Source organism: Macromonas nakdongensis (genome assembly GCF_002837145.1).
Classification (GTDB): Bacteria; Pseudomonadota; Gammaproteobacteria; order Burkholderiales; family Burkholderiaceae_C; genus Macromonas_B; species Macromonas_B nakdongensis.
Genome location: NZ_NWMV01000060.1, coordinates 1 through 14,892 on the forward strand (window position 1 = coordinate 1; position 14,892 = coordinate 14,892).

General features: G+C 68.3%; 13 protein-coding genes. 9 read left to right on the forward strand and 4 right to left on the reverse strand.

Annotated features, from left to right (window positions below):
• From CON77_RS09255 to CON77_RS09265, 3 genes are all read left to right on the forward strand, one after another.
• On the forward strand, positions 1–453 hold a 453-nt coding region (locus CON77_RS09255), incomplete at its 5' end, for a response regulator (protein ID WP_232788476.1).
• A gap of 90 nt (positions 454–543) precedes the next feature.
• Positions 544–4,068: a chromosome segregation protein SMC gene (gene smc / locus CON77_RS09260; protein WP_101048872.1), complete on the forward strand. Its 3,525-nt coding sequence runs from the start codon at positions 544–546 to the stop codon at positions 4,066–4,068.
• Positions 4,068–5,147 carry a cell division protein ZipA C-terminal FtsZ-binding domain-containing protein gene (locus tag CON77_RS09265; RefSeq protein WP_101048910.1) on the forward strand — a complete coding sequence of 360 codons (1,080 nt, stop codon included), beginning with the start codon at positions 4,068–4,070 and terminating at the stop codon, positions 5,145–5,147. The genes smc and CON77_RS09265 overlap by 1 nt, the downstream gene beginning before the upstream one ends.
• A 23-nt stretch (positions 5,148–5,170) precedes the next feature.
• Here CON77_RS09265 and CON77_RS09270 read toward each other — a convergent pair whose 3' ends face one another.
• On the reverse strand, positions 5,171–5,518 hold the full coding sequence (locus CON77_RS09270) for an Hpt domain-containing protein (RefSeq protein ID WP_157826897.1): 348 nt from the start codon (positions 5,516–5,518) through the stop codon (positions 5,171–5,173).
• A 110-nt stretch (positions 5,519–5,628) separates the two neighbouring features.
• Here CON77_RS09270 and CON77_RS09275 point away from each other — a divergent pair, with 110 nt between their 5' ends.
• Positions 5,629–7,713, forward strand: a complete 2,085-nt coding sequence (locus CON77_RS09275; protein ID WP_101048874.1) for a putative bifunctional diguanylate cyclase/phosphodiesterase — start codon at positions 5,629–5,631, stop codon at positions 7,711–7,713.
• Positions 7,714–7,734: 21 nt separating this feature from the next.
• Here the strand turns inward: CON77_RS09275 and CON77_RS09280 are convergent, their stop codons facing one another.
• Both CON77_RS09280 and CON77_RS09285 read right to left on the reverse strand, forming a co-directional pair.
• Positions 7,735–8,289 carry an NUDIX hydrolase gene (locus CON77_RS09280; RefSeq protein WP_101048875.1) on the reverse strand — a complete coding sequence of 185 codons (555 nt, stop codon included), beginning with the start codon at positions 8,287–8,289 and terminating at the stop codon, positions 7,735–7,737.
• 67 nt (positions 8,290–8,356) lie between these two features.
• The gene (locus CON77_RS09285) at positions 8,357–9,400 is read right to left on the reverse strand and encodes a TRAP transporter substrate-binding protein (protein WP_101048876.1); all 1,044 of its coding nucleotides are present in this window, start codon (positions 9,398–9,400) and stop codon (positions 8,357–8,359) included.
• Between the two features lie 163 nt (positions 9,401–9,563).
• Between CON77_RS09285 and CON77_RS09290 the strand changes: the two genes are divergently transcribed.
• Genes CON77_RS09290 through pgeF form a run of 3 tightly spaced genes read left to right on the forward strand, consistent with a single transcriptional unit; the run spans position 9,564 to position 11,516 of the window.
• Entirely contained in the window at positions 9,564–9,995 is a 432-nt protein-coding gene (locus tag CON77_RS09290) for a MarR family winged helix-turn-helix transcriptional regulator (RefSeq protein ID WP_101048877.1), read from the forward strand.
• Between the two features lie 28 nt (positions 9,996–10,023).
• Positions 10,024–10,701 carry a maleylacetoacetate isomerase gene (gene maiA / locus CON77_RS09295; protein WP_101048878.1) on the forward strand — a complete coding sequence of 226 codons (678 nt, stop codon included), beginning with the start codon at positions 10,024–10,026 and terminating at the stop codon, positions 10,699–10,701.
• Positions 10,698–11,516 carry a peptidoglycan editing factor PgeF gene (pgeF, locus tag CON77_RS09300; protein WP_101048879.1) on the forward strand — a complete coding sequence of 273 codons (819 nt, stop codon included), beginning with the start codon at positions 10,698–10,700 and terminating at the stop codon, positions 11,514–11,516. Before maiA ends, pgeF begins: the two co-directional genes overlap by 4 nt.
• Here the strand turns inward: pgeF and CON77_RS09305 are convergent.
• Positions 11,436–11,774 carry a M48 family metalloprotease gene (locus CON77_RS09305; protein ID WP_101048880.1) on the reverse strand — a complete coding sequence of 113 codons (339 nt, stop codon included), beginning with the start codon at positions 11,772–11,774 and terminating at the stop codon, positions 11,436–11,438. The genes pgeF and CON77_RS09305 overlap by 81 nt on opposite strands.
• Before the next feature lie 135 nt (positions 11,775–11,909).
• On the opposite strand from CON77_RS09305, the gene CON77_RS09310 reads away from it, so the two are divergent.
• Positions 11,910–13,649, forward strand: coding sequence for a PHA/PHB synthase family protein (locus CON77_RS09310; protein ID WP_101048881.1), 1,740 nt, complete (start codon positions 11,910–11,912; stop codon positions 13,647–13,649).
• Positions 13,650–13,686: 37 nt separating this feature from the next.
• On the forward strand, positions 13,687–14,865 hold the full coding sequence (locus CON77_RS09315; RefSeq protein ID WP_101048882.1) for an acetyl-CoA C-acetyltransferase: 1,179 nt from the start codon (positions 13,687–13,689) through the stop codon (positions 14,863–14,865).
• Positions 14,866–14,892: the final 27 nt, after the last annotated feature.

Here is a 14,892-nt window from a genome sequence, read left to right on the forward strand (position 1 = left end):
GCGACCGCCGCGACCGCCGCGCCGCCGGCGCTGCCTGCTGCCGGGGGAGGCGGTCCCGTGCGCGTGCTGTCGGTGGACGACATCGGCGTCAACCAGAAAATCGTGTCCCTGGTGTTGCAGCGCCTGGGTTGCCGGGTGGACACCGCCGCCAACGGCGTCGAGGCCGTGGAGCGCTGCCTCCGTGAGCGTTTCGACCTGGTTCTGATGGACCTGCAGATGCCGCTCATGGACGGACTGGAGGCCTGTCGCCGAATCCGGGCCCACGAGGCCACCTCAGGCACCGTGCCCGGGGTGCCCATTTTGGCGGTCACCGCCCACGGGGACCTGACCGACCAGGCCGAATGTCTGGCCGCTGGCATGCAGGGGTTCATGAACAAGCCCATTTCGCCCGCCGGGGTAGCGGCCGTGCTGGCCCGGCACACGCACTGGCGACCGCCTGCCCCAGAGGCTTGAGGCGGGCCGGGCTGGCGGGCTGGCCGGGAGTGGCCCCCACTACACTATGCCCCTGGGCCAGACTGCCGGTCCGACCAACCGTTTTCCGCCGTGCGCCTCCACACCATCAAGCTTTCGGGCTTCAAGTCTTTCGCCGATCCCACCACCTTCAACCTGCCCGGGCAACTGGTCGGCGTGGTGGGGCCGAACGGCTGTGGCAAGTCCAACATCATGGACGCGGTGCGCTGGGTGCTGGGCGAAAGCAAGGCCAGCGAACTGCGCGGCGAGTCCATGCAGGACGTCATCTTCAACGGCACCACCAGCCGCAAGCCGGCCAGCCGGGCCAGCGTGGAGCTGGTCTTCGACAACGCCGACCACCGCGCCGGCGGCCAGTGGGGGCAGTTCGCCGAGATCGCGGTCAAGCGCGTGCTCACCCGCGACGGCACCAGCAGCTACTACATCAACAACCAGCCGGTGCGCCGCCGCGACGTGCAGGACGTGTTCCTGGGCACCGGCTTGGGTCCGCGCGCTTACGCCATCATCGGCCAGGGCACGATCAGCCGCATCATCGAGAGCAAGCCCGAAGAACTGCGCCTGTTCCTGGAAGAGGCCGCAGGCGTGTCCAAGTACAAGGAGCGACGCCGCGAGACCGCCAACCGCCTGGGTGACACGCGCGAGAACCTGACCCGGGTCGAGGACATCCTGCGCGAACTCAACGCCAACCTCGACAAGCTGGAAAAACAGGCCGAGGTGGCCACGCGCTACCACGCCCTGCAGGCCCAGGTCACGCTGCGCCAGCAGCAGCTGTGGTTCCTCAAGCGGCGCGACGCCGAGGCCGAACTGGCCCGCATCCAGTCCGAAGGCCTGAAGGCGGTGAACGACCTGGAAAGCCGCATGGCCGACCTGCGCCGCACCGAGGCCGACCTGGAGGCGGTGCGCCAGGCCCATTACGACGCTGGCGACCAGGTCAACCAGGCCCAGGGCCGGCTGTACGAGGCCGGGGCCGAGGTGGCCCGGCTGGAGGCTGAAATCCGCTACGTGGTCGAAGGCCGCCAGCGGGTGCAGCAGCGCCTGGTGCAACTGCAGGAGCAAGCCGCTCAATGGGCCCAGCGGCAGGACACCGCCGAAGCCGAGCTGGACACCCTGGCCGAGCAGAACGAATCCGCCGCCGAGCAGAGTGAAATTCTGGCCGCGCGGGTGGAAGAGCAGGCGGCGCAACTGCCCGCCCTGGAGGAAGCCCTGCGCCAGGCCCAGGGGCGCGCGACCCAGCAGCGCAGTGCGGTGGGCCAGGTGCAGCAGGCCATCCAGGTGCTGGCGGCGGAGCAGCGTGGCATCGAGGAGCAGTCGCGCCAGTTGCAGCTGCGCCGCGAGCGCCTGCACAGCGAGCGCCAGGCTACCGCCGCGCCGGACGAAGCCCGCCTGGCCGACGTCACCGCCGAGTTGCACGCCGCTCAGGAAGCCCAGGCCGAGGCCGACGCCCGGCTGGAAGATTTGGAGGCTCTGGAGCCGAAACTCGACGCAGCACGCCGCGCTGCCCAGGCCCGCGCCAACGCCGAAGGCCAGACCCACGCCGAGCTGGCCGCCCGGCTTGACGCCCTCAAGGCCCTGCAGGACAAACTCAAGTCCGACGGCAAGCTTCAGCCCTGGCTGGCCAAGCACGGGCTGGACGGCCTGGGCCCCTTGTGGAGCCGCCTGCACACCGAGCCCGGCTGGGAAAATGCCCTCGAATCCGCCTTGCGCGAGCGCATGGCGGCGCTGGAGGTGTCGCGGCTGGAACTGGTGCGCGCCCTGGCCGGCGACGCCCCGCCGGCCAAGCTGGCCTTCTTCAGCCTGCCTTTGGCCGGTGGCACCCCTGCGGCGGCCACCCATGGCTTGCCCCCCCTGACGCAGCGCCTGCGCCTGCACGATGCCGCGCTGCAGGCCCTTCTGGCCGACTGGTTGCACGGCTGCTTCGCCGCGTCGGGGCTGGACGAAGCCCTGGCCGCGCGCGCCGACCTGTTGCCGGGCCAGGCCATCTACACCCCCGCCGGGCATTGCGTCACCCCGCATCATGTCGGCTTTTACGCGCCCGACAGCGAGCAGGCCGGCCTGCTGGCCCGCGCGCAAGAGATCGACAACCTGGACAAGCAGCTGCGCGCCCAGACCCTGCTGCGCGACGAGTCGCGCACCGCCCTGAACCGCGCCGAAACCGCCCACGCCGAGGCCCAGCAACGGTTGCAGCACAGCCGCCGCGAAGTCAGCGAGGCCCAGTCGCGCGCGCACGCCCTGCAGGTCGAGGCCCTGCGCCTGACGCAACTGGCCGAACAGGCCCGTGCCCGCAGCACCCAGCTGGCCCAGGACCTGGCTGAGGTGGACGACCAGCTCGAAGCCTTGCAGGAGCGCCGCCTCACCGCCGAAGGCCGCTTCGAAGAACTGGACCTGCAACTGGCCGATGGCCAGGAGCGCCACGCCCAGCTGGAAGACGCGGTCATCGACGCCGAACGCCGCCTGGGCCAGGCGCGCGAGCAGGCGCGCACCCTGGAGCGCCAGGCGCAGGAAGCCACCTTCTCGCAGCGCAGCCTGGAGGCGCGCCGCGGCGAGTTGCAGCGCGCCATCGACACCGCCCGCCAGCAAACCGTGGCCCTGGCCGACGAACGGCAGCGCGCCCTGGGCGAACTGGAGCGCCTGTCCGACGCCGCCGCCCAAGGCGGGTTGCAGGACGCCCTCGACGCCAAGCTGCAGCGCGAACAGGCCCTGGCCGAGCAGCGCAGCCGCTACGACGGCCTGACCGCCCAGCTGCGCGCCAGCGACGAGCGCCGCCTGCTGCTGGAGCGCGAACTGGAGCCGCTGCGCGCGCGCATCACCGAATTCCAGCTCAAGGAACAGGCCGCGCGCATGGGCCTGGACCAGTACCAGCAGTGGCTGAGCGAAGCCGGCGCCGACCTGCAGGCCCTGGCCCAGGGCATCGAGGCCGAGTCCGTCAAGCTGCACGGCCTGCAGGGCGAGATCGACCGTTGCCAGCGCGAAATCACCGCCCTGGGCGCGGTCAACCTGGCCGCGCTGGAGGAGTTGGGCAGCGCGCGCGAACGCAAGCAGTTCCTCGACGCGCAATCGGCCGACCTGAACGAAGCCATCGGCACGCTGGAAGACGCGATCAAGAAAATCGACGCCGAAACCCGCGACCTGCTGGGCAGCACCTTCGACACCGTCAACACCCACTTCGGCCAGATGTTCCCCGAGCTGTTCGGCGGCGGCCAGGCGCGCCTGGTCATGACGGGCGAGGAAATTTTGGACGCTGGCGTGCAGGTCATGGCGCAGCCCCCGGGCAAGAAGAACCAGACCATCCACCTGCTCTCCGGCGGCGAGAAGGCGCTCACCGCGATCGCACTGGTGTTCGCCATTTTTCAGCTCAACCCGGCGCCGTTCTGCCTGCTGGACGAGGTGGACGCCCCGCTGGACGACGCCAACACCGAGCGTTATGCCAAACTGGTGGCCAGCATGAGCGCCGACACCCAGTTCCTTTTCATCAGCCACAACAAGATCGCCATGGAAATGGCCAAACAGCTCATTGGCGTGACCATGCAGGAGCAGGGCGTCTCGCGCATCGTCGCGGTCGACATGGAAACCGCCACCGGCATGATGGAGTCCCGCCCATGATCAGCACTTTTCAAATCGGCCTGTGGGCCATCGGCGCCGCCGTGGTGCTGGCGGTCTGGGCCTACAACCGCTGGACCACCCGGCGCCACCTGCCCAAGCGTTCGCGCCCCGAGGCCGCTGTGCCCACGGCCGAAGAAGCGCGCGACCCGCGCCCGGCCAGCGACGAGCGCCAGGAACCCACCCTGGGCGAGGTCGGGGTGAGCGCGGTGCCCGGGGCCACCGTGGCCGAGCCCGGTCTGGGTGTGCCGGCGGCGCGCACCGCGGGCCTCACCCCGGCGCTGGATGCCCTGGTGCCCCTGGCCCTGGAGCAGGTGGTGTCGGGAGACGCTGTGCTGGCCGCGCTTCCCGGCACGCGCCGCGTCGGCAGCAAGCCGTTTTCGGTCGAGGGGCTGAACGCCACCGGCGGCGACTGGGAGAGCCCGCGCCCTGGGCAGCGTTACAGCGCCCTGCAGGCCGGCGTGCAGCTGGCCAACCGCACCGGCCCGCTCAACGAGATCGAGTTTTCCGAATTCGTCGTCAAGGTGCAGGCCTTTGCCGACACCCTGGCGGCCAGCCCCGACTGCCCGGAGATGATGCAGGAGGTCAACCGCGCGCGCGAACTCGACCAGTTCGCCGGTATGCACGACGCGCAGCTCACCTTCTCGGTGCGGGCACGCCGCGCCGCCTGGAGCCCGGGCTACCTGACGCAGCACGCCTCCGAACTGGGTTTTGTGGCCGGCGCGCTGCCGGGGCGCATGGTGCTGCCCGCCGCCACCCCGGGCGACGCCCCGGTGCTGGTGCTGCGCTACGAAACCCAGGTGGCCCTGGCCGACGACCCCGAGCAGATCGCGCTGCGCGAGTTTTTCCTGACGCTGGACGTGCCCCACGTGGCGCGCGAGGAGCGGCCCTTTGTGCGCATGCGCGAGGCGGCCCAGGCCCTGGCCCAGACCATGGAGGGCCTGGTCACCGACGCCGCCGGTCAGGCCTTGGGGGCGGACCAGATGGACCAGATCGGGGCAGAACTGGAGGTCTTGTACGATGCCTTGCAGGCCCGCGGCCTGCCGGCCGGTTCGCCGTTGACCCGGCGCCTGTTCAGCTGAGGACGGTGGCGGTGCGGTGTTGCTCAGCCGCGCAAGAAACCGCTGGCCCGCATGGCGGCCAGGGTTTGCGTCAGCAGTGGCGGGGCTTCGTCCAGGACCGCCTGCACGGCGGCGCTGTGTCCTGCCCGGGCGCTGACTTCAACCCCACCGGCCCATTGCGACAACGCGACCGCGCCCACATTGCCACAACTGCCTTTGAGCGCGTGGGCGGCGCGGGCCACCTGGGGCCAGTCGGCGGCTTGCACCGAGGCAGCCAAGGCGTCCAGCTCCGCCGGGACCTGCTGGGCGAAGAGGTCGGTGATGTCGAACAGATCGTCCCCCAGGATGCCCTGGAGTTCGGTCAGCGTGGCGGGGTTGAGCGGCGAGGACACGGCGCGATTATGGAGCAAACGGTGGAGATGGCCTGAAATCGTTGGGGCCAGCCCCGTTGAGGCGTGGGAAAATTTTTAAAAGCTAAATATTTAAATTAGAATAATCAAATATGCCATTCTCCATGCTCAAAAACCTGAAAGTTCTGGTGGTGGACGACGATGCCACCACCCGGCTTGCCTTGCGTGGCGTGTTGAGCAGACAGGGCTACCAGGTGGTGGAGGCGCACAATGGCCAGCAAGGCATCGAGGCGGCGCAAGTCCACCGCCCGCACCTGATCCTGATGGACGTGGTGATGCCCGAGCTCGATGGCTACTCTGCCTGCGCCCAGATTCGACTGCTGATGGGCGACGAGAGCCTGCCCATCATCATGCTGACCGCGGCCGACGACATGCAGTCGATCGAGATGGCCTTCAATGCCGGGGCGACGGATTTCATCACCAAACCGATCAACTGGGCCTTGCTCACCGAGCGGGTGCGCTACGCCCTGCGCACCGGGGGGCTGAACCGCGAGGTGCGGCGCAGCCGCTTGCGCGAGGCGGCGGTGCGCCGCGTGGCCGGCCTGGGTTACTGGGAGTGGAGCCTGGGCGGTGACACCCTGGCCTGGTCCGAGGAGTTGGAGCCCCTGACCGGTGTGGCCGCCCATCACCTGGCGAACCTGGAAGCCCTGATCGAGTACACCCACCCGGACGACCGCAAGCGCCTGCTGTCGGGACTGGAGCGGGCCCGTGACACCGGCTCCAAGCTGGACTTGGAATTCCGTCTGCTGGCCGGCACCGATGAGCGTGTGCTGCGCCTGATTGGCGAGCGCGGCACTCAGGGCGAAGACGCCAACCAGCTGTTCGGCGTGTTCCAGGACCTGACCGACAGCCGGCGTGCCGAAGCCCTGGTCGATTACCTGGCCTTGCACGACGAAACCACCGGCCTCGGCAACCGCCGCCTGTTCGTGCGCCAGGTGCGCAACGCCATGGACGGCTTTCGCATCAACAGCAACAAGGTGCTGCTGGTCGGCACGATCGACCTGTCCCGCTTCGGGCGCTACAACGAGAGCCTGGGTGAAAGCGGGGCGGACAAGCTGCTGGGCCTGGTGGGCCAGCGGTTGAAAGACGGTGCGGGCCCGGTGGGGGTGGAGGTTGCGCGCGTCGGGGGCGACGAATTTGCGGTCATGGTGCTGGCCCAGGACGAGGGCGGCGCGGCCCAGCGCTTTCAGGGCCTGCTGAGCAAGCTGACCCAGCCCTTCCGGGTTGGGGAGCACGAGATTTTTCTGGCCCTGTCGGCCGGCTATGCCTTGTTTCCGGGTGACGTGTCTGACGCCGAATCGCTCCTCAAGCACGCCCAGGACGCGCAGCGCCAGGCGCGACGCACGGGCCATCAGTGTCTGCGGGCCAGCAGCGACCAGGACATGGCGCGCCAGCAGCGTGGGCAGCTGGCACTTGAGCGCGACCTGCACAAGGCCCTGGAACGCCAGGAATTCTTCCTGCTTTACCAGCCGCAAATGGACTTCGCCGCCGGCCGCATCGCCGGTGCCGAGGCCCTGATCCGCTGGCGGCACCCGACCTTGGGGGTGGTGCCCCCGGTGCAGTTCGTGCCGCTGCTGGAGGAGACCGGACTGATCCACGAAGTCGGCGCCTGGGTGGTACAGGAGGCCTGTCGCCAGGCCGCGGCCTGGGAGCGTGCCGGTCTGAACCTGCGCATCGGGGTCAACCTTTCGCCGCGGCAGTTCCTGTCGCTCGGCCTCTTCGACACCGTGGCCCACGCCTGCCGCAGCGCCGGCGCCTCGCCATCCCTGATCGAGCTGGAAATCACCGAAAGCCTGACCATGCAGGACGTGGAGCATTCCACCGAATTGCTGCAGGAATTCCGCCAGGCCGGCTTCCTGATCGCCCTGGACGACTTCGGCATTGGCCACTCCTCCATGGAGTACCTGCTGAAATTCCCGATCGACGTTATCAAGATCGACCGGGCCTTCGTTTCCCAGATCACCACCGCCCGGGGCGACCGGGCCATCGTGCGCGCCATGACAGTGTTGGGTCAGTCGCTGGGCATGACCGTGATTGCCGAGGGCGTGGAAAACCAGCGCCCATGCGACTTCATCGAGGCGGTCGGGGTCAACGAGGTGCAGGGCTACCTGATTGGCAAACCCATGCCGCCGCAGGAGCTGGAGGCGCTGGCGCGCGGCTACACCCGCCCACTCTGAGGCGCGGCGCTGTGGCCGGCTTCAGGCGATGTCGCCGGTGTGCACCCCGAAGTGGCCCTGGCGGCGGTCGTCGAAATAACGCTCCAGCGTTTCCTTGACGGTGCGAAAGGCCAGTTCTTCCCAGGGGATCTCTGCCTCGGTGAACAGGCGTGCTTCCTGGGTTTCGGGGCCGGGCTCGAAGCGGTCGCTGAGCAGGCGCGCCCGGTAGTACAGGTGCACCTGCCCGACCCGGGCCACGTTGAGCAGGGTGAAGAGGCCCTGCATCTCGATCTGCGCCCCGGCTTCCTCGTGGGTTTCCCGCATCGCCCCTTCGGCCGTGGTCTCATTCAGTTCCATGAAGCCGGCCGGCAGGGTCCACTTGCCCAGGCGCGGTTCGATGTTGCGCTTGCAAAGCAGCACCTGCTCGCCGGTGGGGCCCCAATGCGGCACCGTGCCCACCACGTTCAGCGGATTTTCGTAGTGGATGGTGCCGCAGCTCGGGCAGACCGCGCGGATTTTGGTGTCGCCATCGTCCGGAACCCGGTGTTCGACGGCGGTGCCACATTGGCGGCAGTGGTGGATGGGGGCGCGAAACATGGCCCACAGTGTAGTGCCAGCCCGTGACGGCCGCAGGGCCGCCACCAGCCCGGCCGATCGCAGCGGCTCAGGCTTTGCCGTGTTTCTCGATCAGGGCTCGGGCGGTGTTGAGCAGGTCGCGCCCGTTGAAGCCGCGGCGGTCCATGTCCTGCACCCACTCCACCTCCACCTGGCGGGCGCGGCGGCGAAATTCCTGCGATTCGGCCAGGCCGATGGTGTTGATCTTGTTGCCGCGGTCCACCGCTTGCTTGCGGCCCGGCACATCGCCCGCCTGCTGCACCCGGCCGAGGAAGGCAGAGGTTGCCATGCCGGCGTTGGCGTCAATCACCTTTTTCAGGTCTGGCGGCAGGGACTCGTAGCGGCGCATGTTCATGGCCATCACGAAGGTCGCGGTGTAGAGCGCGCCGCCCTGGGTGTCGAATTCGCTGTGGTACTGCGTCAGCTCGTGCACCTTCACCGAGGGCACCACCTCCCAGGGGATGGCGCAGCCGTCGATCACACCCTTGGACAGCGCATCCGGGATTTGCGGCAGGGGCATGCCGATGGGGGTGGCCCCCAGGTTGCTCAGCAGTTTGGTGATCTGGCGGGTGGGGCCGCGCATCTTCAGGCCGCGCAGGTCGTCCGGGTGGTGGATCGCCTTGGTCTTGGTGTGGAACATGCCCGGGCCATGGACCTGCAAGGCCAGGAGCTTGACCTCGCGGTACTCGTCGGCGGCCTTGGTCTGGATGTATTCCCAGAAGGCCTTGGAGGTGGCCTCGGCGTTGTTCATCATGAACGGCAGCTCGAACACCTCGGTGCGCGGAAAACGGCCCGGCGTGTTGCCCGGCAGGGTCCAGACGATGTCCACGACCCCGTCCTTGGCCTGGTCGAACAGCTGCACCGGCGAGCCGCCCAGCTGCATGGCGGGGTAGGCCTCGAAGCGGATGCGCCCGCCCGATTCCCGCTCGACCTTGCTCATCCAGGCCTTGTGCATGTTCAGCCACACGTTGGACGTGGGCGACATGAAGGTGTGGAACTTGAGCGTCACGCTGGACTGGGCCAGGCCCACCAGCGCCGGCGCGCCCAGGGCCACGGCGGCCCCGCTCTGCAACAAGGTTCTGCGTCCGATCATGTGGGGGGAGCTCCTCTGACGACGTGGGGGCATCCAGGCGCCAAGTCCCTTCATTCAGGAGCCATGGCAGCCCCACTGTACGCCAAATTCGGGGTGGCCAGAACGGGGTTGACCCGGGGGCTGGCGGGCCAGCCAAAGGGGTATCAGCAGTCACAATGCGCGCATGGAAAGCTTTGATTTCGCGTCCGCTCCGGGGCACCTGATCCGACGGGCTCACCAGGTGTCGGTGGCCCTGTTCATGGCCGAAGCCCAGGCGCACGACATCACCCAGGTGCAGTTCGCCATCCTCAATGCCCTGCTCGACGAGCCCGGCCTGGACCAGGTCAGCTTGGCCCAGCGGGTGGCCCTGGACGCGGCCACTTCGGGTTCGGTGATTGAACGTCTGGAGGGCAAGGGCTGGCTGCGCCGCGAGCGGGCCAGCCACGACCGGCGCCGGCGGCTGCTGTGGATCACCCCGGCGGGGGAGGCGGTGGTGGCGGCCCTGCAGCGGCCCATCGGTCGCTCGCAGACGCGTCTGCTGGCAGGCTTGAACCCCGGCGAGGCGGCCGAGCTGTTGCGGCTGCTGCGCAAGCTGGTGGCCTCGCACACGCCTTGAGGGCGCGGCCCGGCGCTAGACTTGCCGCATGAAGCTCTACAACTACTTCCGTTCGGGCACGTCCTTTCGCGTGCGCATCGCGCTCAACCTCAAGGGCCTGCCCTACGAGTACGTGCCGGTGCACCTGGCCAAGGGCGAGCACAAGCACAGCGCCTACCGCGCCGTGAGTCCGGACACCCTGGTGCCGGTGCTCGACGTGCAGGGCGAGCCCGACATGGCCTTGCTGAGCCAGTCGATGGCCATCATCGAATACCTGGACGAAACCCATCCCACACCGTCCCTGCTGCCGGCCGATCCCCTGGGACGGGCCCGCGTCCGCGCCCTGGCGCAGACCATCGCTTGCGAGGTGCACCCGGTGAACAACCTGCGCATCCTCCAGTACCTGGGCGGGCCTTTGGGGTTGAGCGAGGCGCAGCGCGCCGCCTGGTACAACCACTGGGTGGTGGAGGGCCTGCAGGCTTACGAAAGGCGTTTGCAGGACCTGCACGCCGAACGCGCGGCCGCCGGCCTGCCGCCTTCCCGGTACTCCTACGGTGACCAGCCGACACTGGCCGATTGCTGCCTGGTGCCCCAGGTCGTCAACGGCCAACGCTTCGGTCTGCGCTACGAAAACCTGCCACGCACCCTGGCGGTGTTCGAGGCCTGCATGCAGCTCGACGCTTTCGAGCGCGCCCATCCCCGCCATTGCCCGGACGCCGAACTGTGACGCCACTCAGCCCCAGGGCCCCGTCCCCTCACTGGCTTCCGGCCCAGGCCGATTGGCCCGCGGGCGTGCAGGCGGGGTTCACGCTGCGCACGGGCGGCGTGTCCCAGCCCCCCTGCGGCAGCTGGAACCTGGGCGACCACGTCGGCGACGATGCGCTGGCGGTGGCGCACAACCGCGCTCAACTGGCGCGGCAGACCGGGGTGCGCCCGGTGTTCTGCCGCCAGGTGCACGGGGTCGGCGTGGTACACCTGAGCGCCGCGGCGGAGGACGGCGCGGTGGCCGACGCCTGCTGGACCGAGGCCACCGGCGTGGCCTGCACCATGATGGTGGCTGACTGTCTGCCCATCCTGTTGGCCGCAGCCGATGGTCACAGCGTGGCCGCGGTCCACGCGGGGTGGCGCGGGCTGGCGGGCGTCGACGGCCAGGGCGTGCTCGAAGCCTTGGTACAGGACTGGCCGGCCGCCGGGCACGTGCCGGACCGGGCCGGCGTGCAGGTCTGGCTCGGGCCGTGCATCGGTCCGCAGGCTTTCGAAGTGGGCGACGAGGTCCGCCGCGCCTTTCTGCGGCTGGACGCGCGTTGCGACGCGGCCTTCGTCCCGCTGGTCACGCCCCAAGGGCCGCCCAAATTCCTCGCCGACCTGGCGGGGCTGGCCCGTCTGCGTCTGCGTCACCTGGGTTTTGAGCGCATCGCCGGCAACGACGGCAGCTCCCCCTGGTGCACCGTCAGCAACCCCTCACGCTTCTTCTCGCACCGCCGCGACGCGGTCCGCCTCGGCAGCACCGGGCGCCATGCCGCCTGCATCTGGAGGGGCTGAAACCGTGCCCGGTGCGGCGTTCTCCGCCGGTACGGTGGCGTCGGCCGGCCGCGCCGCCGATGCCGCAGCGGCTTCGGCCTTGGCACGGGCCTTGCGACGCATGGGTGTGGTCATCAGGTAAATCACCAATGCGATGGGCACTAAACCGTAAAGAAAAAAGGTGACAATAGCTCCGAGGAGGGTGCCGTTGTGGTTCATGGCTTCGGCCACGGCCATCAAAACGGCGATGTACAGCCAAGCCAGAATGACCAAATACATGTGCTTCCGTTATTGCGGGGTTTTTGTTGATCCCGCCATTGTCAGGCAGATGGAAGTTCCTTGCTCGACACTGCACCCATGGCGCCCGGAACGGTCCGCATCCGGCTCGCGCCCCATTCCCACCCGGAGACACGCATGACCACAGACAACCCCTGGTTGCAATCGGCCCAACAGTTCCAGCAGACGGCCATGCAGCAATGGACCCAAATGCTCCAGGCCGCCCAGGCCTCCGGTACCCCCACCCCGAGTTTCGCCCTGCCGTCCAGCGCCAACCTGTCCGATCTGTTCAGCAAGATCACTGGCCAGCCCGTCACTTTCGATCCCGAAAAATGGGTCGGCATCCAGCAGACCTACCTGCGCGAAGTGGGCGAACTCTGGAACCAGGGCTTGCAGGTCAAGCCGCCGAAGGACCGGCGCTTTGCCGCCGAAGCCTGGGGCAGCAACCCGATGTCGGCCTTCGCCGCCGCCGCCTACCTGCTCAACGCCCGCACCCTGATGGCCATGGTCGACGCGGTCGAGGCCGACGCCAAGACGCGTGCCCGCATCCATTTCGCGGTGCAGCAGTGGATCGACGCGAGCGCGCCCAGCAACTTCATGGCGTTCAACGCCGAGGCCCAGAAGAAGGCCCTCGACACCAAGGGCGAAAGCATCTCCAAGGGCATCCAGAACCTGCTCCACGACATGAAGCTGGGCCACGTTTCGATGACGGACGAAACGGCCTTTGAAGTCGGCCGCAACGTCGCCACCAGCGAAGGCCAGGTGGTGTTCGAGAACGAACTGTTCCAGTTGATCGAGTACAAGCCGCTGACGGCCAAGGTCTACGAGCGTCCCTTCTTGCTGGTGCCGCCGTGCATCAACAAGTTCTACATTCTCGACCTCCAGCCCGACAACTCGCTGATCCGCTACGCGGTGGAGCAAGGCCACCGCACCTTCGTGGTGAGCTGGCGCAACCCCGACGCCTCCTGTGGCCAGAAAACCTGGGACAACTACATCGAGGACGCGGTCATCAAGGCCATCTCCGTCACGCGCGAGATCACCGGCGCCGACACCATCAACGCCCTCGGTTTCTGCGTCGGCGGCACCATGCTGGGCACGGCCCTGGCGGTGCTGGCCGCGCGCGGCGAAAAGCCGGTGCACAGCGCCACCTTCCTGACCACGCTGCTCGACTTCACCGACACCGGCGTGCTGGACGTGTTCATCGACGAGGCATTCGTCAAGTTCCGTGAAATGCAGTTTGCCAACGGCGGCCTGCTGCCGGGCCGCGACCTGGCCACCACCTTCAGCTTCCTGCGCCCGAACGACCTGGTCTGGAACTACGTCGTCGGCAACTACCTCAAGGGCGAAAGCCCGCCGCCCTTCGACCTGCTGTACTGGAACGGCGACAGCACCAACCTGCCCGGCCCGTACTACGCCTGGTACCTGCGCAACACCTACCTGGAAAACCGCCTGTGCCAGCCGGGCCAGGCCACCGTGTGCGGCGAGAAGGTCGACCTCGGCCAGGTGGACATCCCGGTTTACATCTACGGCTCGCGTGAAGACCACATCGTGCCCATCGGCGGGGCCTACGCCACCACCCAGCACCTGGGCGGTCCCAAGCGTTTCGTCATGGGGGCGTCGGGCCACATCGCCGGGGTGATCAACCCCGCCAGCAAGGGCAAGCGCAGCCACTGGATCGGCGTGGACAACCACTTCCCGGCCGAGGCCGAAGAGTGGATCGCCGCCGCCACCGAACACCCGGGCAGCTGGTGGGGCGACTGGTCCACCTGGCTCCAGGGCCAGGCCGGCAAACAGGTGGCCGCGCCCAAGTCCTACGGCAACCGCAAGTACAAACCCATCGAAGCGGCCCCGGGCCGTTACGTCAAGGCCCAGGCCTGAACCCACCTTTCCACCCGCAACTTGAAAGAGGAATGACATGGAAGACATCGTGATCGTGGGCGCTGCCCGCACCGCCGTGGGCAAGTTCGGCGGCAGCCTGTCCAAGATCCCCGCCACAGAATTGGGCGCGACCGTCATCAAGGCGCTGCTGGAGCGCACCGGTGTCCAAGCCGACCAGATCGGTGAAGTGATCATGGGTCAGGTGCTGGCCGCGGGCGTGGGCCAGAACCCGGCCCGTCAGGCCATGATGAAGGCCGGCATCGCCAAGGAAACCCCGGCGCTGACCATCAACGCCGTCTGCGGCTCGGGCCTGAAGGCCGTGATGCTGGCCGCCCAGGCCGTGGCCTGGGGCGACAGCGAGATCGTGATCGCCGGCGGCCAGGAAAACATGAGCGCCAGCCCGCACGTGGTGCCGGGCAGCCGCGACGGCCAGCGCATGGGCGACTGGAAAATGGTGGACACCATGATCGTCGATGGCCTGTGGGACGTGTACAACCAGTACCACATGGGCATCACCGCCGAGAACGTGGCCAAGGCCCACGGCATCACCCGTGAAATGCAGGACGCCCTGGCCCTGGGCAGCCAGCAAAAAGCCAGCGCCGCCCAGGACGCCGGCAAGTTCAAGGACGAGATCGTGCCGGTCGTGATTCCCCAGAAAAAGGGTGATCCGCTGGTGTTCGACACCGACGAGTTCATCAACAAGAAGACCAACGCTGACGCGCTGGCTGGCTTGCGGCCTGCGTTCGACAAGGCCGGCAGCGTGACCGCCGGCAACGCCTCGGGCATCAACGACGGTGCCGCCGCCGTGATGGTGATGAAGGCCAGCAAGGCCGCCGCCCTGGGCCTGAAACCCCTGGCCAAGATCAAGAGCTTCGGCACCAGCGGTCTGGACCCGGCCACCATGGGCATGGGCCCGGTACCGGCCTCGCGCAAGGCGCTGGAGCGCGCCGGCTGGGCCGCCAGCGACGTGGACCTGTTCGAGCTGAACGAAGCCTTCGCCGCCCAGGCCTGTGCCGTGAACCAGGAACTGGGCATCGACCCGGCCAAGGTCAACGTCAACGGTGGCGCCATTGCCATCGGTCACCCCATTGGCGCGTCCGGCTGCCGCATCTTGGTCACGCTGCTGCACGAAATGCAGCGCCGCGACGCCAAGAAGGGCCTGGCCGCGCTGTGCATCGGCGGCGGCATGGGCGTGTCGCTGACCGTCGAGCGCTGATTTTTTCACCCACACTCATTCACACAG

What these genes read in the sequence shown, in the direction of transcription:
- CON77_RS09305 (WP_101048880.1), bottom strand. Translation starts at nt 11,774, where the DNA reads ATGTATTTGGTCATTCTGGCTTGGCTGTACATCGCCGTTTTGATGGCC.
- CON77_RS09315 (WP_101048882.1), top strand. Translation starts at nt 13,687, where the DNA reads ATGGAAGACATCGTGATCGTGGGCGCTGCCCGCACCGCCGTGGGCAAG.
- CON77_RS09280 (WP_101048875.1), bottom strand. Translation starts at nt 8,289, where the DNA reads ATGTTTCGCGCCCCCATCCACCACTGCCGCCAATGTGGCACCGCCGTC.
- CON77_RS09290 (WP_101048877.1), top strand. Translation starts at nt 9,564, where the DNA reads ATGGAAAGCTTTGATTTCGCGTCCGCTCCGGGGCACCTGATCCGACGG.
- CON77_RS09275 (WP_101048874.1), top strand. Translation starts at nt 5,629, where the DNA reads ATGCCATTCTCCATGCTCAAAAACCTGAAAGTTCTGGTGGTGGACGAC.
- maiA (WP_101048878.1), top strand. Translation starts at nt 10,024, where the DNA reads ATGAAGCTCTACAACTACTTCCGTTCGGGCACGTCCTTTCGCGTGCGC.
- CON77_RS09285 (WP_101048876.1), bottom strand. Translation starts at nt 9,400, where the DNA reads ATGATCGGACGCAGAACCTTGTTGCAGAGCGGGGCCGCCGTGGCCCTG.
- CON77_RS09310 (WP_101048881.1), top strand. Translation starts at nt 11,910, where the DNA reads ATGACCACAGACAACCCCTGGTTGCAATCGGCCCAACAGTTCCAGCAG.